22 protein-coding genes and 1 tRNA gene are annotated in these 25,425 nt (G+C 40.3%); 13 read left to right on the top strand and 10 right to left on the bottom strand.

Translation table 11 applies throughout. The features are described from left to right. Positions 1-247 precede the first annotated feature (247 nt). The 4 genes from GNF10_RS21900 (at position 248) to GNF10_RS21885 (ending at position 6,094) form a co-directional block, all read left to right on the top strand. Positions 248-1,987 carry a diflavin flavoprotein gene (locus tag GNF10_RS21900; protein WP_185584752.1) on the top strand — a complete coding sequence of 580 codons (1,740 nt, stop codon included), beginning with the start codon at positions 248-250 and terminating at the stop codon, positions 1,985-1,987. Between the two features lie 154 nt (positions 1,988-2,141). Then, positions 2,142-3,854 carry a diflavin flavoprotein gene (locus tag GNF10_RS21895; protein WP_185584753.1) on the top strand — a complete coding sequence of 571 codons (1,713 nt, stop codon included), beginning with the start codon at positions 2,142-2,144 and terminating at the stop codon, positions 3,852-3,854. A 402-nt stretch (positions 3,855-4,256) separates the two neighbouring features. Next, positions 4,257-5,318, top strand: coding sequence for a hypothetical protein (locus GNF10_RS21890; RefSeq protein WP_185584754.1), 1,062 nt, complete (start codon positions 4,257-4,259; stop codon positions 5,316-5,318). Positions 5,319-5,914: 596 nt separating this feature from the next. After that, on the top strand, positions 5,915-6,094 hold the full coding sequence (locus GNF10_RS21885; RefSeq protein WP_185584755.1) for a hypothetical protein: 180 nt from the start codon (positions 5,915-5,917) through the stop codon (positions 6,092-6,094). A 19-nt stretch (positions 6,095-6,113) separates the two neighbouring features. On the opposite strand, the gene GNF10_RS21880 is transcribed toward GNF10_RS21885, so the two are convergent. Further along, positions 6,114-7,406, bottom strand: coding sequence for a dicarboxylate/amino acid:cation symporter (locus GNF10_RS21880; RefSeq protein ID WP_185584756.1), 1,293 nt, complete (start codon positions 7,404-7,406; stop codon positions 6,114-6,116). Between the two features lie 193 nt (positions 7,407-7,599). On the opposite strand from GNF10_RS21880, the gene GNF10_RS21875 reads away from it, so the two are divergent. The 5 genes from GNF10_RS21875 to GNF10_RS21855 all read left to right on the top strand — a co-directional run bounded on the left by GNF10_RS21875 (position 7,600) and on the right by GNF10_RS21855 (position 12,875). Further along, positions 7,600-10,230: a DNA polymerase III subunit alpha gene (locus tag GNF10_RS21875; protein ID WP_185584757.1), complete on the top strand. Its 2,631-nt coding sequence runs from the start codon at positions 7,600-7,602 to the stop codon at positions 10,228-10,230. A gap of 92 nt (positions 10,231-10,322) precedes the next feature. Further along, complete coding sequence (locus GNF10_RS21870) at positions 10,323-10,952, top strand: FMN-binding negative transcriptional regulator (protein WP_185584758.1); 630 nt, start codon at positions 10,323-10,325, stop codon at positions 10,950-10,952. Positions 10,953-11,091: 139 nt separating this feature from the next. Continuing rightward, a complete protein-coding gene (locus GNF10_RS21865; protein ID WP_094330857.1) occupies positions 11,092-11,301 on the top strand; it encodes a type II toxin-antitoxin system HicB family antitoxin in 210 nt (69 codons plus the stop codon). Continuing rightward, the gene (locus GNF10_RS21860) at positions 11,294-11,521 is read left to right on the top strand and encodes a type II toxin-antitoxin system HicA family toxin (protein ID WP_185584759.1); all 228 of its coding nucleotides are present in this window, start codon (positions 11,294-11,296) and stop codon (positions 11,519-11,521) included. The genes GNF10_RS21865 and GNF10_RS21860 overlap by 8 nt, the downstream gene beginning before the upstream one ends. Positions 11,522-11,657: 136 nt before the next feature. Next, positions 11,658-12,875 carry an acetate kinase gene (locus GNF10_RS21855; RefSeq protein WP_185584760.1) on the top strand — a complete coding sequence of 406 codons (1,218 nt, stop codon included), beginning with the start codon at positions 11,658-11,660 and terminating at the stop codon, positions 12,873-12,875. Between the two features lie 200 nt (positions 12,876-13,075). Here GNF10_RS21855 and GNF10_RS21850 read toward each other — a convergent pair whose 3' ends face one another. From GNF10_RS21850 to GNF10_RS21840, 3 genes are all read right to left on the bottom strand, one after another. Next, positions 13,076-14,032, bottom strand: a complete 957-nt coding sequence (locus GNF10_RS21850) for a hypothetical protein (protein ID WP_185584761.1) — start codon at positions 14,030-14,032, stop codon at positions 13,076-13,078. After that, complete coding sequence (locus tag GNF10_RS21845) at positions 14,032-14,883, bottom strand: hypothetical protein (RefSeq protein WP_185584762.1); 852 nt, start codon at positions 14,881-14,883, stop codon at positions 14,032-14,034. Before GNF10_RS21845 ends, GNF10_RS21850 begins: the two co-directional genes overlap by 1 nt. A gap of 127 nt (positions 14,884-15,010) precedes the next feature. Next, complete coding sequence (locus GNF10_RS21840; protein WP_185584763.1) at positions 15,011-15,469, bottom strand: hypothetical protein; 459 nt, start codon at positions 15,467-15,469, stop codon at positions 15,011-15,013. Positions 15,470-15,894: 425 nt separating this feature from the next. On the opposite strand from GNF10_RS21840, the gene GNF10_RS21835 reads away from it, so the two are divergent. The 4 genes from GNF10_RS21835 to ftsH3 all read left to right on the top strand — a co-directional run bounded on the left by GNF10_RS21835 (position 15,895) and on the right by ftsH3 (position 19,954). Beyond that, positions 15,895-16,680: a hypothetical protein gene (locus tag GNF10_RS21835; protein ID WP_185581129.1), complete on the top strand. Its 786-nt coding sequence runs from the start codon at positions 15,895-15,897 to the stop codon at positions 16,678-16,680. Between the two features lie 88 nt (positions 16,681-16,768). Then, positions 16,769-17,188, top strand: coding sequence for a GNAT family N-acetyltransferase (locus tag GNF10_RS21830; RefSeq protein WP_185581128.1), 420 nt, complete (start codon positions 16,769-16,771; stop codon positions 17,186-17,188). A gap of 17 nt (positions 17,189-17,205) precedes the next feature. Beyond that, entirely contained in the window at positions 17,206-17,994 is a 789-nt protein-coding gene (locus tag GNF10_RS21825; RefSeq protein WP_311774199.1) for an aminotransferase class IV, read from the top strand. A 118-nt stretch (positions 17,995-18,112) separates the two neighbouring features. Beyond that, positions 18,113-19,954, top strand: coding sequence for an ATP-dependent zinc metalloprotease FtsH3 (ftsH3, locus tag GNF10_RS21820; protein WP_185581127.1), 1,842 nt, complete (start codon positions 18,113-18,115; stop codon positions 19,952-19,954). Positions 19,955-20,363: 409 nt separating this feature from the next. Here the strand turns inward: ftsH3 and GNF10_RS21815 are convergent, their stop codons facing one another. The 6 genes from GNF10_RS21815 to GNF10_RS21790 all read right to left on the bottom strand — a co-directional run bounded on the left by GNF10_RS21815 (position 20,364) and on the right by GNF10_RS21790 (position 24,666). Beyond that, positions 20,364-20,582 carry a hypothetical protein gene (locus GNF10_RS21815; RefSeq protein ID WP_012411184.1) on the bottom strand — a complete coding sequence of 73 codons (219 nt, stop codon included), beginning with the start codon at positions 20,580-20,582 and terminating at the stop codon, positions 20,364-20,366. A gap of 289 nt (positions 20,583-20,871) precedes the next feature. Continuing rightward, a complete protein-coding gene (locus GNF10_RS21810; RefSeq protein WP_185581126.1) occupies positions 20,872-22,053 on the bottom strand; it encodes a low temperature requirement protein A in 1,182 nt (393 codons plus the stop codon). Positions 22,054-22,200: 147 nt separating this feature from the next. Continuing rightward, positions 22,201-22,272 (bottom strand) — tRNA-Gly (locus tag GNF10_RS21805). A gap of 146 nt (positions 22,273-22,418) precedes the next feature. Next, a complete protein-coding gene (locus GNF10_RS21800; RefSeq protein ID WP_260446091.1) occupies positions 22,419-23,024 on the bottom strand; it encodes a sporulation/spore germination protein in 606 nt (201 codons plus the stop codon). Between the two features lie 267 nt (positions 23,025-23,291). Beyond that, positions 23,292-24,143, bottom strand: a complete 852-nt coding sequence (gene trpC / locus GNF10_RS21795; RefSeq protein WP_185581124.1) for an indole-3-glycerol phosphate synthase TrpC — start codon at positions 24,141-24,143, stop codon at positions 23,292-23,294. 244 nt (positions 24,144-24,387) lie between these two features. After that, on the bottom strand, positions 24,388-24,666 hold the full coding sequence (locus GNF10_RS21790; RefSeq protein WP_185581123.1) for a HetP family heterocyst commitment protein: 279 nt from the start codon (positions 24,664-24,666) through the stop codon (positions 24,388-24,390). Positions 24,667-25,425 lie beyond the last annotated feature (759 nt).

Genomic DNA, 25,425 nt, shown 5'->3' with positions numbered 1-25,425 from the left:
ATATAAAAAAATGATATTTTTAAATTAGAATAAAGTCAGATAAATAGCTAAATAGAACACTAAGTATATTTTTCGGAATAAATTATTATTGAGTAGATTTTTTGAGTCACATTTCTTGCTACAAAACAGCAATAATTGATACAAGTTAAATTTCTCAAAAACTGATATTCATTACAACTTAAACAAAAAATAATAGAGAGAATGGGGGCAGAAGAAAAACCTGACAATTTGCGCTCGGAGACGAATAATGGTAGCGATGTCTACGACCGGCAAGGCCAACGCAGAGAACGCTCAACATCGGCTAACTATACAAACTGTAGAAATTGCCCCTAACACAACGGCGATTCGCTCTCTTGACTGGGATCGCGATCGCTTCGATATCGAATTCGGACTGCAAAACGGCACAACCTACAATTCATATCTAATTAGGGGTGAACAAACAGTTTTGATTGATACTTCTCACCAGAAGTTTCGCGATCTGTATTTAGAGACTTTAAAAGGTCTTGTTAACCCCAAAACAATTGATTACATAATTGTTAGTCACACAGAGCCAGATCATAGCGGCTTAGTAGAAGATGTCCTGCAATTAGCTCCTAGAGCTACCGTCTTAGCCTCAAAAGTTGCGCTGCAATTTTTGGAAGGCTTAGTACACGATCCATTTTCTAAGCGGGTTGTCAAAACTGGCGATCGCATAGATATCGGCAAAGGACACGAAATGGAATTCGTGAGTGCGCCTAACCTGCACTGGCCGGATACAATCTTTAGCTTTGACCACAAAACCCAAATTCTCTACACCTGTGATGCTTTTGGGATGCACTTTTGTGACGATCGCACCTTTGACGAAGATTTAGAAGCGATCGAAGCTGACTTTAGATTTTACTACGACTGCTTGATGGGCCCTAACGCTCGTTCGCTGCTGAATGCGATGAAGCGGATGGGCGATCTAGGAAAGATTAATATTATCGCAAATGGTCACGGCCCCTTATTATACCACCATTTAGATGTTCTGACCGGGTGTTACGAAAATTGGAGCCAAAAACAAGCTAAAGCAGAAACCACAGTAGGCTTGTTTTTTGTCTCAGATTATGGTTATGGCGAGCGCCTTGGTCACGCAATTGCCGAAGGTATCCTGAAAACTGGGGTTGGAGTAGAAGTACTAGATTTAAGTACTGCTGAGAGCCAAGAAATTCAAGAACTAGCTGGAAGAGCCGCTGGCATCATTATTGGTATGCCCCCAAGTACCGCTGCCGCCGCCCAAGCTAGTATCAGCTCAGTGCTAGCTGTCGCCAAAAACAAGCAATTTCTTGGGCTGTTTGAATGTTACGGTGGGGATGATGAACCCATTGATACACTCCGCAGACAATTTCTTGACTCTGGCATCAAAGAAGCTTTCCCACCCATTCGGATTAAAGAGACTCCCAGCGCATCAACATTCCAGTTGTGTGAAGAAGCCGGTAAAGACATCGGACAATTGCTAGTGCGCGATCGCAACATCAAGCAAATCAAGTCTCTTGATGTCAACATGGAAAAGGCATTGGGTCGGATTAGTAGTGGACTATATATAGTCACGACTAAAAAAGATAACGCCTCAAGCGCAATGCTGGCATCCTGGGTAACACAAGCGAGTTTGCAACCATTAGGATTAACAATTGCCGTTGCGAAAGACCGCGCCATTGATTCCTTAATGCAAGTAGGCGATCGCTTCGTCCTCAACGTTTTGGAAGAGGGCAATTATCAAGAATTGAAAAAGCACTTTCTCAAGCGCTTGCATCCCGGTGCTGACCGCTTTGCAGGAGTGAAAACTCAAACCGCGAAAAACGGTTCTCCGATTCTAACTGATGCTTTGGCATACATGGAATGTGAAATACAGAGCAGCATGGAATGCAGCGACCACTGGATTTTATACTGCACAGTCCAAGAAGGTCGTGTCTCTAAAAACGATGGACTCACAGCCGTTCGCCATCGCAAAGTAGGTAATTACTACTAAAAATGGGGCGTAGGGAATGGGGCGTAGGGCATGGGGTAAGGAGTATGGGTTATTCTCCTTGTTCCCAATGCCCAATTCCCAATTCCCAATCCCTAATACTTCGACTTCGCTCAGTACAAGTGCCCAATGCCCAATTCGCTAACTTTTAACAGCTATGACCAATTCCAAGCCACGCGACGTACAAGTTCTACCAATTGCTACAAATACTAAAGCTCTAAGGGCACGTAGTTGGTCACGTCTGCGGTTTGAAATTGAATATGCACTTGAAAGAGGTACTACCTCCAATTGCTATTTAATTGAAGCTGATAAAACCGCACTTATTGATCCACCGCCAGAAAGCTTTACCGAAGTTTATTTAGAGGCATTGCGGCAGACTTTAGATTTACAAAGTTTGGATTATATAATCCTGGGTCATTTTAGTCCCAATCGAGTTGCAACGCTCAAAGCAATTTTAGAACTGGCACCACAGGTAACTTTTGTCTGTTCTCTTCCTGGTGCGAACAATTTACGTGCTGCTTTCCTAGACCAAGATTTGAAAGTCTTGGTGATGCGGGGGAAAGAAACTCTAGATTTAGGCAAAGGTCATGTTTTGAAATTTTTGCCCACTCCCAGTCCGCGTTGGCCGGAAGGACTTTGTACCTACGATCAGCAAACCCAAATTCTCTACACAGATAAGTTATTTGCAACTCATCTCTGTGGTGATGAAGTGTTTGATGATAATTGGGAAGCGCTCAAAGAAGACCAGCGTTACTACTTTAACTGCCTGATGGCTCCCCAAACTCCTCATGTGCAAGCAGCTTTGGAGAAAATATCAGATTTGCAGGTGAGAATGTATGCTGTGGGTCATGGGCCTTTAGTACGCAGCAGCTTAATTGAACTCACTAAAGCTTATGGTGAATGGAGCCGTTCTCATAACGATCGCGAAATTTCTGTTGCCCTGCTTTACGCTTCAGCTTACGGCAATACAGCGACTTTAGCACAAGCGATCGCTCTGGGATTAACTAAAGGTGGAGTCGCAGTCAAATCAATTAACTGCGAATTTGCCACCCCTGATGAGATTCGCATCAACCTTGCACAGTCAGAAGGTTTTATCATCGGTTCTCCTACTATCGGTGGTCATGCGCCAACTCCCATTCATACTGCTTTAGGGATTGTGATCTCAAGCGGTGACAACAGCAAACTCGCTGGGGTCTTTGGTTCTTATGGTTGGAGTGGCGAAGCCTTTGACTTAATAGAAGGTAAACTGCGGGATTCTGGATATCGGTTTGGCTTTGACACTTTGAAGGTAAAGTTTAAGCCGGATGATATCACACTCAAGTTCTGTGAAGAACTAGGTACAGACTTTGCCCAAACACTGAAAAAGGCTAAAAAGGTACGTGTACCCCAACAAGCCGCTACTCCAGTGGAACAGGCTGTTGGTCGCATTGTTGGTTCCGTATGCGTGATCACAGCGAAACTTGGAGAAGTATCTACTGCAATGTTAGGCGCTTGGGTTTCTCAAGCTACCTTCAACCCACCTGGAATAAGTGTGGCGATCGCCAAAGACCGAGCGATCGAATCTTTGATGTATCCAGGCGGTAAGTTTGCCTTAAATATTCTACCTGAAGGCAACCATCAAGATTACATGAAGCATTTCCGTAAATCTTTCGCACCTGGAGAAGATCGGTTTGCTAACTTTAGTACAGCAGTTGCAGATAACGGTTGTACTGTTTTTACCGACGCTTTAGCATATTTGGAATGCTCAGTCAATCAACGTCTGGAATGTGGCGATCACTGGGTTGTATATGCAACTGTGGATGAAGGTAAATTACTCAAACCTGATGCTGTTACTGCCATCAACCATCGCAAAACTGGCACTCATTACTAATTATAGGTAATCTCCTAAATTGAAGATTGCCCTGCAATGCAACTCTAGCAGGATTTTTGCTACTTATTCTGTCTGCTACGAATGCAATCAACCGCGCTAGATGTCTGCACATCTGAATAAATCCACCTACACATGAGAGTGATAGGTGGATTTATTTTTTTTGCTAGGAATAATGCGTTTAGAAATAACAGCATCGGTAGAACTGACGTATCTACATAATAAATTCATCTTTTCTTTAGCATAATTTTACATTTGTATAGTCAATAATTTAGCCTACGCAAAATATGATTAAGCGAAGGTTATGAAACTCTTAAAATCTGATATTATCGGTAATTGTAATGTTTCATGACTAAAAGCCTAAAAATTTATTACATTCAGGCAGCAAAAAGAAGGAGATCCTAATTGATTAGGAAAATAGACATACAAAGTTTTCAGCTTAAGCCGCTTGGGACGTACTTAGTTGAAGCTGAACTAATTACTCCAGATGAATTAGATATAGCACTCAAGACACAAGAGTTGAGTGGTGAGCAGTTGGGAGAAATTCTGGCAATGCATGGTTTTGTTAAGCAGCAAACCATTGAGTACTTCATGTCAAAAGTTGTATTGCCAGAGCGACGCAAGATCCTCAAAAACCAGTCTTATTCAGACAATGCTAAGAGTGACAGGATATCTGTAGTTGAGTCAAGAAGTTCTATAAAACCAGAAGATGCGATCGCTTTGTTGCCATCACCGCATAAATTGAAAGTATATCTTTCTGCCAACAAAACCCTCAAATTCCTGCTAGGCGTAGTATTGTGCTTGGCTTTTGTCAGTCTTTTAGCTAATTACAATATCTACTATCTACCTGACTTTCCTGGGAGAGATATCTTTAGCATTCTATTCGATCTCAACAGCGAGCATAATATTCCTACAATTTACTCTGGAGGAGCTTTACTATTTTGTTCTATTCTGTTGGAGATCATCTTCCAAGCTCAGAGGTTAGCTAAGAATAAAGATGTCTGGGCATGGAGAGGATTGTCAATAGTTTTTGCTGGTTTATTCTTAGATGAATTGATCGGTTTTCATGAAAGACTAACTAGACCACTGCGAGATACATTTAATACTAGTGGTTTTCTTTACTACGCTTGGGTGATTGCGGGAGCTATCTTCGTACTTCTCTTTTTGCTAGTATTTGGGCGATTTGTCGCTACTCTTCCTGGCAAGACACGACGCTTATTTTTCATTGCTGGAACAATATACGTAGCGGGTGCAATTGTGAGTGAATTGGTAGGTGGATACTATGAATATTACTACACCCCCCATAACATGATTTATGTCTTCATAACAACTATAGAAGAAGTGCTAGAGATGCTGGGCATAGTTATCTTTATTTATACGCTGTTGTCGTACATAAGTTGCAATATTAAAGGTATAGATATAGGAATCCATATTATTGATTCTAGAAAGCAAGACCAGTTGACTTAGAGTTGTTTGAAAAGTATGATTGCTAACATCTAAGCCTCGGAGACTTAAGCCCCTAGTCCTATTACCTACAAGGAAATGGGGGTTTTAAAGCCTCTTTAACTTTTGAGGAGAGGTTTGGAAGCGGGAATTTATAATATATTTTGCAACTTTTAAAATACCCTCTAACTGCCCGAGATCTACTACTCACTCAGAATAGTAAGGGACTTCCAAATTAAAAAACATCCAAAAATCTCATACAACAATCCTCTCTCTTCTTCATCTCTCCGTACCCTCTGCGCCTCTGTGGTTCGTTTTTTTGGATAATTTATTTCTTGGAAATCCCTAACAATCTGGAAATCACTTTTGAAGGGATGGCTGATGAAAAAGTTATCCTGTAAAACTCTTGACAACTCAACTGATGTCATCAATGGTCAGGCGTGAGTACAATTTCAGTATTAAAGCGGAAATAATATAAATTCACTTGGTGAAATTCCGCAATTGCCACCAGGACAATTGCAAAAACGCAGTGTAGTCTTTAACTAGAAAAACACTATCAGGCAATTGCTAGACAAAATGCCGACTATGGCCGCTAAACTTTTATAATATTTGTTGTTCTTATGACTCCAAAACACACCCAAGTTAAATTTCCCCTTTGGCAGTATCTGAACCAGCCTTTATTTAGTCACGATACTAAATTAGTATTGAATCCCCAACGCTTTGCATTGATCTGGCGGCTTCGGCTTCTAGAACGCTGTTGGGCTAAAGAATGTGATGCCAAAGGGCCCCAACAGCATTAGCTACCTGAAAAGCTTCAAACTAAGCCTCGTCTAGAGAACGAGGCTTTTTGCCGTCAAGTAAAGCACTAACAGTCATATCTCCCATAACATTAATCGCAGTGCGGCAGCGATCTAAAAACCAGTCGATGGTAACTAGCAAAGCAATGTACTGGGTTGGTAAGCCTACAGAAGTGAACACTAATGTCATCGTTACCAGTCCAGCATTGGGAATATTCGCCGCACCGACAGATGCAAAAATCGAGGTCAGAATGACAATTAACTGCTGTCCTAGAGTCAGATGTTGCCCAATTAGTTGGGAAATATACAACGCAGACATTGCTTCATAAAGGGCAGTGCCATCATTATTGAAATTTGCCCCTACTAATGCCCCCAAAGCAGCAGAAGATTCTCTTAAACCAACTTTCGTTTGCAAAACCTCAAAGGTTATGGGCATTGCCGCCGCAGAGGAAGAAGTTGAAAAAGCTGTTAAAAAGGCATCAGATCCGCCAGCGAGGAATTTTAGCGGGGGTACCCAAGAACCAAATTTTACTCTAGTGAGGTAATAGCACGCCTGCAATGCCAATGCTAACAGCACCGCCAGAATAAATGCACCCAAAGATTTAAACGGTGCAAATCCTTGCATAGCAACTGTTTTAGCAACAATTCCAAAGACGGCGAAAGGCACTAAGGCAATTACCCAGTTGAGGACACCGACTACCGCCTCAAACAAAATCCCGATGACATCCTCTATCGGCTGGTATCCTTTTTTCCCTTGGGCAATTTGTTCAGATTTTAATCCCCGCAGGACGATGCCAAAACTTAGGGCAATAACAATTAGTTGAATAACATTATTATCAACTAATGGCTTGAGGACAGCTTCCGGTACAGCATCTTTGAGTATTCCCCAAGGGTCTAGACTCTGAGTAGGTATTTCTGTAGTTGTTGAGGTAGCTACATTGCCCCACGTTCCCGGACGCAGTACATTCGCTACCAAAAGTCCTACTAAAATGGCTACGGTAGTGTTAGTCAAAAGTAGCACTGCCAGCCGCCGTCCGGCTGTACCGGGGATATCGGTAGTCATTAAGGTATGCAGCACCGCTACCAAAATCAGGGGCGTAGCTAGGGCGCGGAGAGCCTTTAGCACCAACTCAGCCGGAATTGCTAAGTTGTTAATTAAGGTGGCATTGCTGGGATTGGGATTTCCCGCACCAAGGGCAATTCCAACGCTGACTGCGGCTACTAGGGCGATGAGAATTTGCAATGTGAGAGGGATACGCTGCCACCAAGGGCTAGCTTTGGTTTCAGGCGAAGTAGTACTCTCTGTTTCACTCATTAGTTAGATGCTGATGAACTGCTGTAACTATTAAGACAACACTGATAACAGTGACAATTTCGGAAAAAGAACAGCTTTAATTTTAGGTAAAAACTGCTAATGTAATATTCCGTTGCTTTGCAAAATCCGGCTTGAAAGGGTATACCACAAGGTAGGCCCCTAAAGATATCTTGGCTTGTGGTTGGAGATGCTTATGTCCTTTGTGCCTTTACATATTCACAGTGACTACAGTCTACTAGATGGGGCAAGTCAGCTACCAGAGTTGGTAGATCAAGCGATCGCACTGGGAATGAAAGCGATCGCTCTTACCGATCATGGTGTCATGTATGGAGCCGTTGAACTGATCAAAATCTGCCGTAGTCAAAACATTAAGCCGATTATCGGCAATGAAATGTATGTAATTAATGGCGATATCGAAAAACAAGAACGTCGCCCAAAATATCATCAAGTCGTTTTAGCTAAAAATACCAAAGGTTACAAAAATTTAGTCAAATTAACCACAATTTCGCATCTTCAAGGTGTTCAAGGCAAAGGAATTTTTTCACGTCCTTGTATTAATAAAGATTTACTAAAACAATACCATGAGGGCTTGATTGTCACCAGTGCTTGCTTAGGTGGAGAAGTTCCCCAAGCGATTCTCAGTAATCGACCAGATGCAGCCCGGAAAGTTGCTCAGTGGTATAAAGATATATTTGGTGATGATTATTATCTAGAAATTCAAGACCACGGCTCCCAAGAAGACCGAATTGTGAATGTAGAAATAGTGAAAATTGCTAGAGAACTAGGCATTAAAATTATTGCTACTAATGATTCACATTTTATTTCTTGTTTTGACGTTGAAGCCCACGACGCTTTGCTATGTATTCAAACTGGCAAATTAATTATTGAAGATAAGCGGATGCGTTATAGCGGCACAGAGTATCTCAAATCTGGTGAGGAGATGCGGCAGCTATTTCGTGACCATTTGCCGGATGATGTGATTGCAGAAGCTGTAACCACTACTGAAGAAGTCGCTGATAAAGTCGAGCCTTACCATATTATGGGTGAGCCTCAGATTCCTACACCCCCTATTCCCTCTGGTCATACTGCTGACACTTACGCCGAAGATGTTGCATGGAGTGGACTTTTAGAACGCTTAAATCGCAAATCTCGCCAAGAAGTCGATTCCGTCTATAAAGAAAGATTGGAATACGAACTGAAAATGATTCAGCAGATGGGTTTTTCCAAATACTTTTTAGTTGTATGGGATTACATTAAATTTGCTAGAGATAATAACATTCCTGTCGGTCCAGGCCGGGGTTCGGCGGCTGGTTCATTAGTTGCTTATGCAATGCGAATTACTAATATTGACCCTGTGCATCATGGGCTATTATTTGAACGTTTTTTGAACCCCGAACGGAAATCCATGCCTGATATTGATACGGATTTCTGTATTGAACAACGGGATAAAGTTATTGAATATGTCACTGAAAAATACGGTGCAGATAGAGTTGCTCAAATCATTACTTTTAATCGTCTAACTTCTAAAGCAGTTTTGAAAGATGTCGCCAGAGTATTGAATATTCCCTACGGGGAAGCTGACAAAATGGCGAAATTAATTCCTGTAGTGCGGGGAAAACCAACAAAACTCAAGGTGATGGTTTCCGATAAAACTCCAGAACCAGAGTTTAAAGAGAAATATGATAAAGAACCCCATGTTCGCCATTGGCTGGATATGGCGATGCGAATTGAAGGAACTAACAAAACCTTTGGTGTTCATGCAGCCGGGGTCGTAATTTCAGACGAACCACTTGATGAAATCGTCCCGCTACAGAAAAATAATGATGGTTCTGTGATTACCCAGTATTTCATGGAAGACTTGGAATCAATGGGTTTGTTGAAAATGGATTTTCTGGGTTTACGGAACCTGACGCTGATTCAAAAGACCGTTGATTTGATTCAAGAAACGAGAGGATATCGGGTTGATCCTGATGAAATTCCCCGCCAGGAAAGAAAAGCCCAGAAGATATTAGCTAAAGGGGAACATAGCAGCTTGCCAAAAGATGTACAAAAAACTTATGAGTTATTAGAAGCAGGTGAGTTAGAAGGGATATTTCAATTAGAATCTTCGGGAATGCGTCAGATCGTGCGAGATTTGAAGCCTTCTAATATAGAAGATATTTCTTCAATTTTAGCACTTTATCGACCTGGGCCATTAGATGCAGGGCTGATTCCTAAATTTATTAACCGCAAACACGGCCGAGAAAAAATTGACTATCAACACCAAATTCTGGAACCAATATTAGACGAAACTTATGGAATTATGGTCTATCAAGAGCAAATCATGAAAATTGCTCAAGATATGGCGGGATATTCTTTAGGACAAGCTGACTTGCTGCGTCGAGCGATGGGTAAAAAGAAAGTTTCTGAGATGCAAAAGCAGCGAGAAAAATTCGTAGATGGCGCAGCGAAAAATGGTGTTCCGAAAAAAGTTGCGGATGAATTATTTGAGCAAATGTTGAAGTTTGCTGAATATTGTTTAAGTTATGACACGGAAATATTGACAGTAGAATATGGATTATTACCGATTGGACAAATTGTAGAAAAACGCATTGAATGTACTGTTTATAGCGTTGATAGTAATGGAAATATTTACACGCAACCTGTAGCACAGTGGCACGATCGCGGACAACAAGAGGTGTTTGAGTATTGCTTGGAAGATGGTTCAGCGATTCGGGCAACAAAAAACCATAAATTTATGACTGTTGATGGTCAAATGTTGCCAATTGATGAGATATTTGAGCGAGAATTGGATCTAATGCAGGTTGAAGATTTGCCGAATTGAGAAAAGGGACAGTGAGAAATCGGAATTTTCTACTTGCTATATAAATGAGAGTTAACAAGACTTTTATAAGTTGATAGTAAGCTTAAATCTCCATGTATAGACCAACTGCTTTTCAAGAAGATAATGTTGATAAACTCATCGCTTTTATGAAAGCGAATAGTTTTGCTACGTTGGTATCAATCATAGATGGTGTGCCTTATGCCTCCCATATTCCTCTTGTTATTGCAATGCAAGATGATACTATTAAATTAATTGGTCATCTGGCAAAGCAAAATCCTCAATCGCAAGCCCTTGACACTGAATTACTTACTATTTTCACTGGGGCACACGCTTATATTTCCCCTACCTTGTATGAAAAGCATGAGAGCGTACCAACATGGAACTATATTGCTGTCCATGCCTATGGGGTTCCCAAAGTCATTATGCTCAATGACTCCCCAGAATCAATGAACCAAATGATCAACGAGATGATAGATACCTACGAAGCTGACTACAAATCGCATTGGCACAGTTTATCTAACGGATTTCGTGAAGGTATGATGAATGGAATTGTGGGGTTTGAAATAACTGTTACCCGCTTGGAAGGTAAGTATAAACTTAGTCAAAACCGCAGCCAAATTGAACAGCACAATGTGTCAAGTAGACTGCTACAAAGTTCAGATCCGGCTGCTCGTGCCGTTGGTGCAGAGATGAAACAAAACCTTGAATCCAATGAGTATTAGACATCTCCGAAAAAGAATATCAAAGTCTTCTGGCTGAAAATGTGCCACTAATCAGGGGGTTGCTGCATCATTAGCGGCGATCTTTATAGATAAAGGGTGATGCTATGCTTACTATAAAAAGGGTTGAGGATACAGTACGATGAAAACTCGCAGCTTTGCAGTCCTCATTTATAAAGAGGATGATATGTATATAGCTGAGTGTCCCGAAGTTGGTACGGTTGATCAGGGAGAGACAATCGAACAGGCAATTGCTAGCTTGAGAGAGGCAACGCAGCTTTACTTAGAGGAATTTCCTCTACCTGAAACATCTCCAAGGTATATGACCAGCATTGAAATCACCTATGCCTAAGTTGCCACGAATCTCAAGTAGAGAGGCGATTCGGGCACTGGAGCGTTTGGGTTTTGAACAAATTCGACAAACAGGTAGCCATGTTGTGATGAAGAAGCAAACGCCGAAAGGCACAACTGGCTGTGTTGTACCCCTACATCAAGAATTAAAGGTAGGGACATTGAGTGGCATTCTTAAGCAAGCGCAAGTTACACCGGAAGAGTTCATAGAAAATCTATGAGCGATCGCTTTGAAAAATAATTCAACAAATTTTAGCGCTGGAAACATGCCTTTGCCGCATATTATGCCTATAGGCTAGAAGCATCAGGCTACACTTAGTGACATGATCAAAAGAGGTCATGTTTTTATGTTGTCCTATGAAGATATTGGTGTTGAATGCCGGATCAAGTACCCAAAAGAGTTGTCTGTATGAGATTGCAGATGAGGCTTTCTCCACCCAAGCATCTCAACCCCTTTGGGAAGGGAAAATCAACTGGACTCAAGATCGCGGTGTGGCAGAAATTGAGGTGAAAACTGCTACAGGTGCAACACTGCAAGAAACCATCTCTGATGATTCCCCACAGGCACATCTCACTTATATGCTCCATACTCTTAGTGATGGCGCTACCAAAGTAATAGATCAGTTGTCAGAAATCGATGTGGTAGGGCATCGGATAGTACATGGTGGACAGGATTATCAAGATAGTGTGGTAATTACAGAAGATGTAAAAAAGGCGATCGCTAGTTTATCTAATCTTGCTCCAGCGCATAATCCAATTGCTTTGGAAGGTATAGAAGCAATTGAAGAAATCTCCAAAGATGTCACCCAAGTCGCAGTCTTTGATACTGGATTTCATGCTACTCTCCCCGATGCAGCAGCAATCTATCCCGGCCCTTATGAGTGGGTAGAGCAAGGTATTCGTCGCTATGGGTTTCATGGTATCAGTCACCAATACTGTTCTCAACGTGCTGCCCAAATCCTCGGTCGAGATGTTCCACCTGAGCGATTAATTACTTGTCATCTGGGTAATGGTTGCTCTTTAGCAGCGATAAAAAACGGCCGCAGTATTGATACCACAATGGGATTCACGCCCTTAGAAGGATTAATGATGGGTAGTCGTTCTGGTTCAGTTGATCCGGGAATTCTAATTTATCTATTGCGGTACTGCGATTATTCCGTCGAAAAGTTGGATGAGATATTAAATAAAGCCTCTGGGTTAAAGGGAATTTCGGGTGTATCTAGCGATATGCGCGAAGTTAGAGAAGCGATCTCTCAAGGTAATTCCCGCGCTCAATTGGCCTGGGATATCTACGTGCATCATCTACGTTCTGGTATCGGTGCAATGCTTACCAGTTTGGGTGGATTAGATGCTTTGGTGTTTACAGCAGGTGTGGGTGAACACTCTGCGGAAATTCGCCAAGCTGCCTGTGAAGCCTTTGGTTTTTTGGGATTGAAGCTTGATCTTAATAAAAATCAGCAGCAGCCTGTGGATGAGGATATTGCTACACCCGATTCAACAGTACGGGTATTAGTTATTCATACTCAAGAAGATTGGGCGATCGCTCAACATTGTTGGCAAATATTAAAAAACTAAAAATTATTAGGTAACGGATAATTAATTTCTGGAGATGTCTTATACTAAGACCTCTGATAAGAACACTGTCATCCTTTCCTTTGCAAGGCATACAAAGTAAAGTTGACGGCGAAGCCTTTAGCTTAAGAATTTAGCGCAAGCATCGGGGATGTTCTCAGCACGTTATGATGCCGCTAAAAAAGAAAAGTTTTGCATTATGCTTAATCTAGGTTCGATAGTAACCGACGTAAGATGAGTTTTCCAACTAGTGGTCTTAGAAAATTTAAAACGTACTCTGAAATTTTTGGGGCGATAAGTGACAAGAATGACAAGAATAATGCGTTAACATCCCTAAAGCTATGAATAGCACTAACAACAAAGATAGGGATAATACAAATCAGCGTCCATGCCAACCAATTTATAAATTTAGAGTTGATGGAAGTACGTCTTTGAAGCTGATTTATAAGTACATAGCGAGTAGTAGCAAATAGTATACTGAAGCCGATGAAAGCAAATATTGATAATATTAAGTTTGCTGTATGTAAACTGGAGACAACCAAACCAGCAGGAAACAGCGAAGCTATCTCCCAAACTAGCAGATTTAGTTTAGTGCGAAAGCAACTTAGTATTTGTTCAGTTAGCCAATAATGAGCAGAGATAATTGTGGAACAGTTGGAATTTTGCATAAAATCCAACTTCATTTTGTGGAATATATCACCATGAAGAAGAATAGTGCTTTGCAAAATAATATCTTTCTCTTGATAAGCATTTGAAGCTGATTCAGGCTGCTCATAGTAAGAATTAAAGGTGATTCCAGACTGTAAACTTGCTTTGCTCCATGCAGTTTTACTCAAAAAAGATTTTATAATATTGACTATAACAGCAGCGTAAAAAAAACTACTAACTTCTTTTTCAGTAACTTCTTTTTTATTTCCGAAAACAACATTATTGCCCAAATAGGCATAATACCAAAGAGGAATTATCAGTTTTGGCGGAATGTATAGAGAAACACCAGCTTTTTGTGCTTGCTGAATCTGTTCTACAACTATCTCACTTAGGTAAAAGCTACACTGCGATCGCTCAACCTTAAGTTGAAAGCGATCGCCTTGAGGAACTTGTAGAAATAGAGAGAGTACAACATCAGCTTGGTTGTCTATTTTTGTTATGTTGGCGTTCATTATCGAGATAAATTTGCGATACCCTGTACCAAACTAATCAAAAAACTAAATGTTCCACGCCACTGCTTTTCTCCAGAAATAACTCCTTGATTATGCGTATTAATGATTAAATTTTTAGCATCTTCAGATAAACTAAACAGTTCTTTATGGTAACGAGTAATTATATCTCCATCTAACTGCATAACAGTTTGAGCAAAAATAATATCAGTTTTGGTACTTGTGACGTTACCACCATCAAGCGCAGCTTTAAGTTCATACATTTTACGTAGGGTACGAACAAATTTATCATTATTTAAAAGTCTTTGAATCTCTTTAAAAGTTTCAATCCAATCTTCTTGATGGTTTCCATCTTTGTCATCAAGAACGGGAGTTGGAGCAGGTAGTATTGGTTGAGCTAGCTTCACATTCTCCTGATCGGCTTCGACTAGGTTTGGTTGATGCTTCTTCGCATATTCAAGCCTCTGGCGATATCGTTTTACCCGCTCATCCTGTGGATTATAAAAATCTGAACCTTCTTCAAGAAGAAGGTAAAAATATTCTCTTTCAATTTGGTTAAATAGACTTCTATAACGCTTATGCAGTTCTTGAGCTTGAGAACCTTCTTCTGGAATACCTTTTGCTTCAAAGTAGTCAGGATCGTGTATAGAATAAATTTCTTGATATGCCTCCCAAGCATTAAACTTTGAAGCATTAATTCTTTCTACAACCATCGTATTTACTTCTAAGGCTGTGATGTCAGAAACTAATGTCTGTACAGAAGATACTAAATTATTTAACAAGTCTCTAGCTTGGTTTTGGATCTCTTGAGGTTGACTAACATTTTGGTCTTTAGTTTGAATATTATTAACCATAGTTTAACCCTCTGACAGTTCTGAACTGTAGCATTATATTAATAGCTAGATATAAGCAAATAAACCTAAGAATCTGGCTAGGTTTCGGTAGCCACTTTAGCCTAAATGGGTGATCAACAAAGAATACTTAAAGTTCTGATTTTTTGTGATTTTTTACGATTTCCATAAAAAATCCATACAACTTTTCCACACTTTCTATATTCTTATGAATGATCTCCCTACCATCTCTAATTTGAGTCAAATGAAATTCGCGGATTTCTTTATAGGGGCCACTATCAGTAAATTGGCTACCAATCTCATTTTGGATATCACCACTAACAAGATTAATTCGGGTATATATTCGATTACCTGGTTTGGCTGCTTCTATGTGATTTTGTTGCTGATCGGATGACTCTGCTACCCAAGTAGTAATTTTTAAATCAATAGCTTCAACTATTACTGTTTTGATGGCATCAATAATTTCATCAACATCCAGCCCTTTTTTATCGGCATTAAGATTAGTAACTATTTTTTTAAAATCACTATTTTTTGCCTTAATGGATAGGCTATTATTTTCCAAGTTGTTCGTAACTACAGTATCTAGCATAAGATTAAGGACACAACAGGTCTAATTGCGAACAAAATTTTATTCTAAATGATGTTCTAAATATTACTACTGTTACTTAACAAAACTCAGTAATATCAAATGAACTTAATAATTTCAGAATTTGTTGCTTAAGAAAAGTAAAGCTAGAATTTGTAGCAACTAATTTCATCTCAAAAAAGAAAATACTTTATTTGGATTTTGCAAATAAGAAAGCATAAATTATGGTTTACGTTTATTAAATTATGTATAATATAGCACTCAAGCTTCGTTTGCGGTTCTACCTGTTTTCAGTTTCTCTTGAGGTAAAGATAGACTACGATAGTAGCTGCTTAATGGATACTCTTCTGTAACTATATAGGTGAGTAATTTTATAAGAAGTATATTATATATAATGAGTTACTTGTGCCTGATAAGACAAGAAAAATATGTTGTTGCAGCGTAAGCCCATAGCTACATCTTTTATAATTTGTGTGTCTATTTTAGGAATTGGCTTGATTCAATTCCCTCAATTGCAAAAACTTATAGACAGTAAACAATCTGCCTCTTTAGAGACCCTGGAAAAAGAAATAAAATCAGAACATCTGCGTTTGAATTTTCTCAAAAAAATGCCTAGTTTTGGTTATGAAAATTTAATTGCAGATATGGTATATCTCAATTTTTTACAATACTTCGGAGATGATAAAGTTCGAGATAAAACAGGTTATAGTTTAAGTCCAGAATATTTTGAATTAATTTTAGAACGTGATCCACGATTTTTAGCCGCGTATCGGAGTCTTTCTATCAGTACTTCATTGTATGCTGCTATGCCAGAACGCACGATCGCACTATCAGAGAAAGGTTTAAAATCACTATCTCCCTCAGTTCCCGAAAGGTCTTATTATGTTTGGCGTTATAAAGGAGTCGATGAGTTATTATTTTTAGGCAACGCTAAAGCTGCCCAACAGTCTTTTGCAATGGCGGCAAACTGGGCGAGTAAATTTTCAGATTCAGAAAGTCAACTTGTAGCTAATACTTCCCAAAGAACTGCTGAATTCCTGAGTCGAAATCCTAATAGTAAATACGCTCAAATTTCTACATGGTCAATGGTTTTAAATAATCATGCTGATGAAATAACTCAGAAACGCGCAATTAAGGAAATCGAAGCTTTGGGAGGAAAAATAGTTACAACTGCTGAAGGGACTAATAAAATTATATTCCCCCCTAAAGATTAAATTAATGTAAGTGTAATAGAGGATTATATTCGCTTAATTAGTTTCGAGTTACTCATACATGATTGAGTAAGGGAATAAGGTAATACTGATGTCAATACAATTGGCAGAATCTGACTTGCAAATCTTAGGGTGTTTTCCTGTTATTTCCCAGTTGCGCCCTCATCTTGAACAGACTAAGTTTGTAGAACAAATTCGATATCAAATGAAGGAAGGATATCAAATTGTATTCTTGGAAGTAGAAAAGCAAGCTGTAGCAGTCGCGGGATTTCGCATTTCTAATTGTTTAGCATTGGGGAAGTTTTTATATATTGATGATTTAATTGTTGATGAATTGAAACGGTCACACAGCTACGGTAAACAATTATTTCAGTGGCTAATTGAATATGCAAAAAATCATGACTGTAAACACCTGAGTCTTGATTCTGGTGTTCAGCGATATGCAGCCCACAGATTTTATCTCATGCAGCGTATGAGTATTACAAGTCATCACTTTTCAATGGAGTTGTAGCAATAAGCAATTTGGTTGTGACAAATAATATTTTTTGGTATGACGGTAAATTAATTGACTCCCAAACCCTAGAATTAAACATTAACGATCCGGGTTTACTTTATGGGGCAACTGTTTTTACAACGTTGCGGGTTTATGAGAACTCGCTAGATAGTAATTTAACTAATTGGCAAGCACACTGCGATCGCTTACTTTTCTCAATCCAAACTTTTGCTTGGCAGCAACCCGATTGGAACCGTCTGCGTCAAGGCGCTCAAATTCTTCTCCCACACTTCCCCGTTCTCAGAATTACCCTCTTTCCCGATGGGCGGGAATGGATAACTGGTAGATTATTACCACAAGATTTGACGGAAAAACAAAAAATTGGTATTTCGTGTGCAGTTGCGAGTCCTGAATTTTCTCGCTCTCTCCCCTCTCATAAAACTGGAAACTATTTGAGTGCTTGGTTGGCAAAAACTAGCTCAGATGCTCAAGAAGCAATATTAGTCGATGCTCAAGGAAATTGGCTAGAAACCAGTACAGGCAACCTTTGGGGATGGTGCGATCGCAGTTGGTACACGCCGCCAATAAAGGCCGGAATTTTGCCAGGAATTGTGCGATCGCAACTTGTAAACTGGTTGCAAAAGCACCACCAGCCAGTGCGAGAAGAAACTTGGAGCGTCGAGTTAGTCCAGAGATTTGAAGCGATCGCCTACACTAATAGTGTGGTAGAAATTATTCCCATTCACACCGTTCATCTGCCTTCAGGGTCGCTACAATATAATCCCTACCATCATAGTTTTCAGCTAACAAGGGAGCTTTTTTAGCATGACAACCACGCCAAATTTGTTATATCTTAAGATAAGTTAACATAATTCTTAATAATCACCTTTGCGAGCAGAGAAGCTAGGCGATTGCGCGAAAAATACCGGAGGATAGACCTTAGTGAATAAAAGATGGAGAAATGCAGGGCTGTACGCGCTGCTGTTTATTGTCGTAATTGCGCTGGGAACAGCATTTTTTGACAAACAACCCCAAAGTAGAGAGACATGGCGATATAGTCGCTTTATTCAAGAAGTTCAACAAGACAGAGTAGAAAAAGTCAGTTTGAGTGCAGATCGCTCCACAGCACTGGTTACACCCAAATATGACCCGGCTAAACGGATTGTTACTTTAGTCAACGATCCAGACTTGATCAATACTTTGACTTCTAAAGGCGTTGATATTTCTGTTTTGCCCCAAACCGATGAAGGATTTTGGTTTAAGGCACTAAGTAGCTTATTTTTCCCTGTATTGCTTTTAGTTGGCTTATTCTTCTTGCTACGTCGCGCTCAAAGTGGCCCAGGCAGCCAAGCGATGAACTTTGGCAAATCCAAAGCCAGAGTGCAAATGGAACCACAAACTCAGGTAACATTTGGCGATGTAGCTGGTATTGACCAAGCTAAGTTGGAATTAAACGAAGTTGTAGACTTTCTGAAAAACGCCGATCGCTTTACCGCCGTTGGTGCAAAAATCCCTAAAGGTGTACTGTTAGTTGGCCCTCCTGGTACAGGTAAAACCCTCCTCGCGCGTGCCGTAGCTGGTGAAGCTGGTGTACCCTTCTTCTCAATCTCCGGTTCAGAATTTGTGGAAATGTTCGTCGGTGTGGGTGCATCCCGCGTCCGCGATTTGTTTGAACAAGCTAAAACCAATGCTCCTTGTATCGTCTTCATCGATGAAATTGACGCTGTAGGTCGTCAACGGGGTGCCGGCTTAGGTGGTGGTAACGATGAGCGGGAACAAACCCTCAACCAGTTGCTCACCGAAATGGACGGCTTTGAAGGTAATACTGGCATCATCATTATTGCCGCTACCAACCGTCCTGACGTTCTAGATGCAGCCTTATTGCGTCCTGGTCGCTTTGACCGTCAAGTTGTGGTAGACCGTCCTGATTACGCTGGACGCAGCGAAATTCTCAAGGTACACGCCCGTGGCAAAACCTTGGCGAAAGATGTGGACTTGGATAAAATTGCTCGTCGTACCCCTGGATTTACTGGCGCAGATTTATCCAACCTGTTGAATGAAGCCGCAATTTTGGCAGCACGCCGGAATTTGACTGAAATTTCGATGGATGAAATCAACGACGCGATCGATCGCGTATTAGCTGGGCCAGAGAAGAAAGACCGGGTAATGAGCGAAAAGCGCAAAACCTTGGTAGCATATCACGAAGCTGGTCACGCCTTAGTTGGTGCTTTAATGCCCGACTATGACCCAGTACAGAAAATTAGCATCATTCCTCGCGGTCGCGCAGGTGGTTTAACTTGGTTTACCCCCAGCGAAGACCGGATGGACACTGGTTTATACAGCCGCGCTTATCTGGAAAATCAGATGGCTGTGGCTTTGGGTGGTCGGATTGCTGAAGAACTAATCTTTGGTGAAGAAGAAGTTACAACTGGTGCTTCTAATGACCTCCAACAAGTAGCACGGGTTGCGCGTCAGATGATCACCAGATTTGGCATGAGCGATCGCTTAGGCCCAGTCGCTCTTGGTCGTCAGCAAGGTAACATGTTCCTGGGACGAGATATCATGTCAGAGCGTGATTTCTCTGAAGAAACTGCCGCCGCCATTGATGAAGAAGTGCGTAAACTTGTGGATGTAGCCTATACACGCGCTAAAGAAGTGTTAGTAGGCAATCGCCACATTTTAGATCAAATTGCCCAAATGTTGGTTGAGAAAGAAACGGTAGATGCCGAAGAGTTGCAAGAAATTCTATCGAATAACGATGTAACAACTGCTGCTTTTGCCTAATTTAATTAGTAGTTGGGAATTAAGAACAATTCCTAACTCCTAAGTCTTAATAAAAGCCCGGTCATGAAGACCGGGCTTTTAATATGGGGTTATATACCCCGAAGGTTTCGTTATAGAGTTTCAGTATAAATCGCTTGTCTGATAGAGACTACCACCTGAGCCTAATCAATTCCGGAAAATTAGAAATTTTTTTTAGATACACCCAAATCAAAAAAGCTATAACTCTCACCTCAAAAGGAAAAAGATCCAATATAGCAACAATTTGAGAAGTCTGGATGGTGAAAAATTCCCGAACCCATCATAAGTAAAATCCACGGGCTTACTTACTCGACTTTGACAATACCCTAACTTTCCGAATCTTGACAGTACTAGCGTTAAGAGTGACTTGATACTCAACCAGCCGCCGATCTTAAACTCTGGATGCCGGTTTCAAAAATAGCCACGCCACAAAGAATGTAGCCGCAGTGAATAGTTGCGTCAAGTCTAAAGCTGATAGATAGCCATCCGCAAATGAAGCAATACTGCGATCGGTAATGCCAAATACCCAGGATGACAGTCCAAACAGCCAAATCCCGTTCTTGAGATTTCCGACGAATTGCTTAGAGTCCGATGGTTTCTGGTCTTTCATGAGCTTCTATCCCGTTGTTGAGAAATTTGATGATTGATGCGAAATACCTGCCACTAAGAATTTTTTCTGGCTCCTGCCGTTGAATTTACACTGCCTATTTATAATATTAATAAATATTTCGTCTGCTTGACTTAAATACCTAAAGGTACATCTTCCAACGATGACATTCCTCCTTTGGTTCTGCTACCTCTGATAGACAGCTACGAATTGAGTAAGGGCGCACAGCTTGTTGTGCGCCCCTACAAATGGACAAATAATTTTGGATAATTTATTTTTGGAAGTCCCTAAACTAAATTTCCGGGTCAACCAAGCGGGTAGTAGGACGACTCTGATACAAATCTTGAACGACTTGGACAGCAGAAACTACTGCTACAAGGGTAATGACTGCAACAGGTAACAAACCTTTGCCAAAGATAGCGATCGCTAGCAGCATAACTGCACCCCCAAGTCGGTACTGGGAACGAATTTTGCAATAACGGATCACTCCAAATCGGTGAAGAATACTAACAGCCAGAGAGCATAATGCTACTGAACCACAGATGAGCCATCGCTGGGAATCAGGTAGTGCTAAAGTTGCCTTACTTAACAAAATTTGTTCTACACCAACACCAGCAGCAGTAATCCCAATCACTAGCGGTAAATGGGTGTATAACCAGAGATTGACAACACTTGCCTTTCCTTCTGTCCGCGCCGTCTCAATAGGTTTACCACCCAGATTATCAAAATAAACCCACCACCAGCTAAAGGCGATAATCAGACCAAACACGCTAGAAATCACAGTTAAAATATCCCATTTCTGCTCAGAAACACCATTGACCACTGCAATGATTGCTTCACCCAAGACAATAATGGTAAATAGCCCGAAACGTTCCGGTAAGTGGGAGGCGTGGGGAAGTAATCCTATTTGAAACTTGTATCCTGTTAAAGGTGTAGCAAAGTCAATAATGATTCCTAATGCCCAAAATCCGAACCGCCAAGGAATGGGTACAAATGCTGATATCAACCAAAGCAAGGCTGCGATCGCAAAACCAATAGCGTAGCGAGTAGTCAAAGGACGTGCGGACGGGATATGTCTTCCAGCACGGACATACTCTATTACAAGCACAGCCCGGCCTAGAGCATAAGAAATGGCAAAACCAGGGGAACTCTCACCCAAACCGTGGTGGATATTAATAGCCATTGCTGCTGCTGTGAGCATTTGTATACCAATCAGTAGTCGATGTCCTACATCATCGCTATCAAAACGGTTGGCGTAGAATGTGGTACCAATCCATGACCACCAAACCGGTATAAATAGAACTACAAACCCAAATAATCCTGATAGAGAGATATCCTCGTTGAGATTGTGGGCGAGTTGAGAAACTGCAACTACAAAAACCAAATCATAAAAAAGCTCTAGCCAAGTGGCGCGTCGTTCTTCTTCAGTGTCTTCACCAATGCGTAATCTTGGTGGTTGGAGAAAATTTGCCATAGTGCTAATTGCGAATCGCTAATTGTTTTTTACCATTAGCCGTCATCTATTAGCGAGCGTCTAGACGCTTTTGTTCCCTGCATCTGACACAAAACCATACATACCAAGATAAATAATCATATTGGTAGCTTAGATTCTAAACTTTAAAGCGGGCGATGGGACTCGAACCCACGACGTTCACCATGGGAAGATGACATTCTACCACTGAATTACGCCCGCGAATTGCTGCCATAAATTTAACGCTGAGGTAAATTATACCACTATTTACAGATGTTTTCAATTGGCTAAAACACATAATGTTTTGGCAACTGCTGATCTATAAGTCCTCTGGCTGTTCAGATTGAAAATCCTTTTAGCTTCTTTAGCTAAAGAACAATATCCTCACCCCGCTCAGTGAAGCGAACCTTTTTAATATTCCATTGGCTATTACTCATTAAGGTTTTGCGGAGACTGCCAAACAGAGCAAACTGTTCACAACTAGAAAGAGAAGCTATTTGCCGCTTTGAATCAGGAGATATTCGCAGATCAACTGTAGCAACGCCATTTTTGATGTTGACACGATATCCAGACAAGCTAAAGTCGCTTGTATCTCGTTTTTCTAATATCTTACTTACTACATTTGCAACTGGTTCTTCGGCTGATACTGAAACCTTTTCATAAATGAAATCTTGACACTGGCTATCACTTGTGTATAGCGTGACATTAGTAGTTTTGCTGGTGACAGCTTTAGGAATTGATGAGGAAGGCGTGTTTTCTTTAGGAGATTCTTGATTAGGAGATTTTTCTCTCAACTGAGCTACGCTAGGAATTTGGCTAGGAGTTTGAGAAGATAAGCTATTCGTTGGTGTTGTTATAGGTTCTGGCTTTGGGCTGTCAATATTACGAGCGGTGGGGTTAGAACTACAACTGCTGAGGCTGACAACCATTGTCACAAAAATCAGGGGTAAAAAATATCTTTTGGTTGTGTTCATAATTTTGCTCATAAGTGATGTTGTTGCTATCAATTTCAGTGTTGCTGGTATTAATTCCGTATAAATTTATGAATTTTCAGCCAGTCTATAAAGTGTCAACCCAAAATCTGTTAAAGTCGAGGGTTACACTATACACCAAAATTACAACATCTGCTTTTTAATGAGCAATGTTTGACGATAAGCCTTTTTGCCTCTACGCTAATCCCAAAAAGCTTGATTAGAAAAGCAAGAATGCGGCAAAGCAAAGATATACAGAATTTGGTCTATTTATCTGAAAATAGCTGTAGGTTTGAGCAGATTACGCACACTCTGTTGTATATCTTCTTGTTTAACTAGAGATTCGCCAAGTATAACGGCATGTGTACCAGCTTCAGCTACAAGGGATAAATCAACAGGTGTATACAAGCCAGATTCACTAACAACCATAATGCCCAAGCTTTGTAGTTGCGATCGCCTAGCAGCCAGTAGTTGCTCAGTTGTGTCAATTTTGACGCTAAAATCTTCTAAACTTTGATTGTTAATTCCTATTAGGCGTACATCATCAAGCTTTAGCACCCGATCTAGTTCTGCTAAAGTATGGACTTCTATCAAGGCATTCATTCCCAAATAGTGAATCACTCGCAAAAAGTTTTGAAGTTCCTTATCTGAGAGAATTGCCGCAATTAATAGCACCGCATCTGCGCCTGCTGCCCGTGCTAAATAAATTTGGCAGGGATCTAAAATGAATTCCTTGCACAGTAGAGGCAATTTTACCCGGTAGCGGATGGTGCGTAAATTTTCAAAGCTGCCATAAAAGAACTTCTGATCGGTGAAGACAGAGATACAAGTTGCGCCACCACGTTCATAAGCTTTGGCGATCGCTACTGAGTCCAAGTCTGCTTTAATAATTCCATGAATTAGGGATGCTTTTTTCACCTCTGCAATGATACAAGGTCTGTAATAACTCTGTTGCAAAGCAGAGATAAAATCTCGCACAGTCGGCGCAGCAGCTAACTGGCGTTGCAAAGAAGCCAAAGACATCTCTTGCTGGATCTGTGCAACTTCATGCTTTTTCTGCCATATAATCTCTTTCAGAGTAGGTTGCAAATAACTATTAGGGGTAGTAACTGGGTAAGTCATAATTGCTAAGGATGGCATGACCAAAAAAGTATGAATTATAAAATTTCAGGCTATCTAACAGATATTCTTCTTAATTGGTCTTTGTGGAAACGCCTTTAACAAATAGATATCTGTAAAGAACCGGACATTTAAAGTTTTCAGTCTTCATCCTTGCCTCGTGGAACTTTGTGGTCACTTTCCTTGAAATAGTCTCAATTTCTAACATTCATTTATAGTAATCGTACTATCTTGATTATTTTCATTTTCAAAGATGAAGCCAGGTCGATTTCAGGCTTAATGCTTCTACAGCTTTAGTATCAGTTTTATTTTGTTTTGAACTTTCAACTAAGCAGTTATTCTTGAGCAGCCGAATGTAGGTGCGGTAAGGTATATAGTCTATGGGATTATACCCAGCAAACCGCAGAATTAAAACACATGCCCAGGAATACTTGCCAGCAATAATCGCTTTGAGAATTTGCTCAATTTGTTCGTTGTTGATTTTCTTAACCGTCTCTATTTGATAACCAGTGATATTTTGAGTCATAAAATACGCTCTTGTATGTAAATAAAAACTGTCTTGTATTTGGAGACATTGATCTTCTTTTTCCTTTCCCCAATCCAGCAAATTATCTAAATTTGATGCCTGCACACCTATTACAATAAATACCAGCCGGACTTATTCTAAAAATGATTAACTATTATAAATGTTTAATATTTGACTCCACGAATCACATCATTTACTGCAATTTATTCAAGAGCATTGTCCATATTTGAAATAACAAGATTACAAAATAGTGTTTAAGTTAACTTAAATAAAGTTAATAACTATTACAAATTGATATTGAAAGTAGGGGCGGGATTAACCAGGATCATAAAATATCTTGTTAAACCCGCTCTTGCAGATAAACCGTATTGCAGAAGCTGCTTCTTCGTTAAGCTTACTCAATCTTTAGCAAAGGAGTATATGAACGATTTTTTGATAGATATGTCTATTTTTTCGCTTTTGAAATTTTATTTATTTTCATTAGCGTCAAACCAACTAAGACTTTAGAAAGGGGATATAGAATTTATTAAGTTTTATGCATGTAGTAAAGAGATGTGATTTTATTGAACTTCTCTTGCAATGTCCTCTAATTAGACCTTTCAGAAGGTTATAAGTACCAAAAAACTCATAAATTGTATTTATAAATACATCTTTACTTAATATTTCCTATTTCTTTTGGAATATTTGTAAGCCATAAGTACATGAACGATAAAATTAATTTACTCCTTGTGACAGATGACAAGCTGTCCAATCATGTTA

Source organism: Nostoc sp. UCD121, from assembly GCF_014222285.1.
Taxonomy (GTDB): Bacteria; Cyanobacteriota; Cyanobacteriia; order Cyanobacteriales; family Nostocaceae; genus Nostoc.
The sequence above is the reverse complement of the archived record's forward strand: the minus strand, read 5'-3'. Positions and strand labels throughout refer to the sequence as shown.

Bases quoted from the DNA above. Each gene is read 5' to 3' on its own strand.
- GNF10_RS21900 (WP_185584752.1), top strand. From the start codon at position 248: ATGGTAGCGATGTCTACGACCGGCAAGGCCAACGCAGAGAACGCTCAA.
- GNF10_RS21895 (WP_185584753.1), top strand. From the start codon at position 2,142: ATGACCAATTCCAAGCCACGCGACGTACAAGTTCTACCAATTGCTACA.
- GNF10_RS21885 (WP_185584755.1), top strand. From the start codon at position 5,915: ATGACTCCAAAACACACCCAAGTTAAATTTCCCCTTTGGCAGTATCTG.
- GNF10_RS21880 (WP_185584756.1), bottom strand. From the start codon at position 7,406: ATGAGTGAAACAGAGAGTACTACTTCGCCTGAAACCAAAGCTAGCCCT.
- GNF10_RS21875 (WP_185584757.1), top strand. From the start codon at position 7,600: ATGTCCTTTGTGCCTTTACATATTCACAGTGACTACAGTCTACTAGAT.
- GNF10_RS21870 (WP_185584758.1), top strand. From the start codon at position 10,323: ATGTATAGACCAACTGCTTTTCAAGAAGATAATGTTGATAAACTCATC.
- GNF10_RS21865 (WP_094330857.1), top strand. From the start codon at position 11,092: ATGAAAACTCGCAGCTTTGCAGTCCTCATTTATAAAGAGGATGATATG.
- GNF10_RS21860 (WP_185584759.1), top strand. From the start codon at position 11,294: ATGCCTAAGTTGCCACGAATCTCAAGTAGAGAGGCGATTCGGGCACTG.
- GNF10_RS21855 (WP_185584760.1), top strand. From the start codon at position 11,658: ATGAAGATATTGGTGTTGAATGCCGGATCAAGTACCCAAAAGAGTTGT.
- GNF10_RS21850 (WP_185584761.1), bottom strand. From the start codon at position 14,032: ATGAACGCCAACATAACAAAAATAGACAACCAAGCTGATGTTGTACTC.
- GNF10_RS21845 (WP_185584762.1), bottom strand. From the start codon at position 14,883: ATGGTTAATAATATTCAAACTAAAGACCAAAATGTTAGTCAACCTCAA.
- GNF10_RS21840 (WP_185584763.1), bottom strand. From the start codon at position 15,469: ATGCTAGATACTGTAGTTACGAACAACTTGGAAAATAATAGCCTATCC.
- GNF10_RS21835 (WP_185581129.1), top strand. From the start codon at position 15,895: ATGTTGTTGCAGCGTAAGCCCATAGCTACATCTTTTATAATTTGTGTG.
- GNF10_RS21830 (WP_185581128.1), top strand. From the start codon at position 16,769: ATGTCAATACAATTGGCAGAATCTGACTTGCAAATCTTAGGGTGTTTT.
- GNF10_RS21815 (WP_012411184.1), bottom strand. From the start codon at position 20,582: ATGAAAGACCAGAAACCATCGGACTCTAAGCAATTCGTCGGAAATCTC.
- GNF10_RS21810 (WP_185581126.1), bottom strand. From the start codon at position 22,053: ATGGCAAATTTTCTCCAACCACCAAGATTACGCATTGGTGAAGACACT.
- GNF10_RS21800 (WP_260446091.1), bottom strand. From the start codon at position 23,024: ATGAACACAACCAAAAGATATTTTTTACCCCTGATTTTTGTGACAATG.
- trpC (WP_185581124.1), bottom strand. From the start codon at position 24,143: ATGACTTACCCAGTTACTACCCCTAATAGTTATTTGCAACCTACTCTG.
- GNF10_RS21790 (WP_185581123.1), bottom strand. From the start codon at position 24,666: ATGACTCAAAATATCACTGGTTATCAAATAGAGACGGTTAAGAAAATC.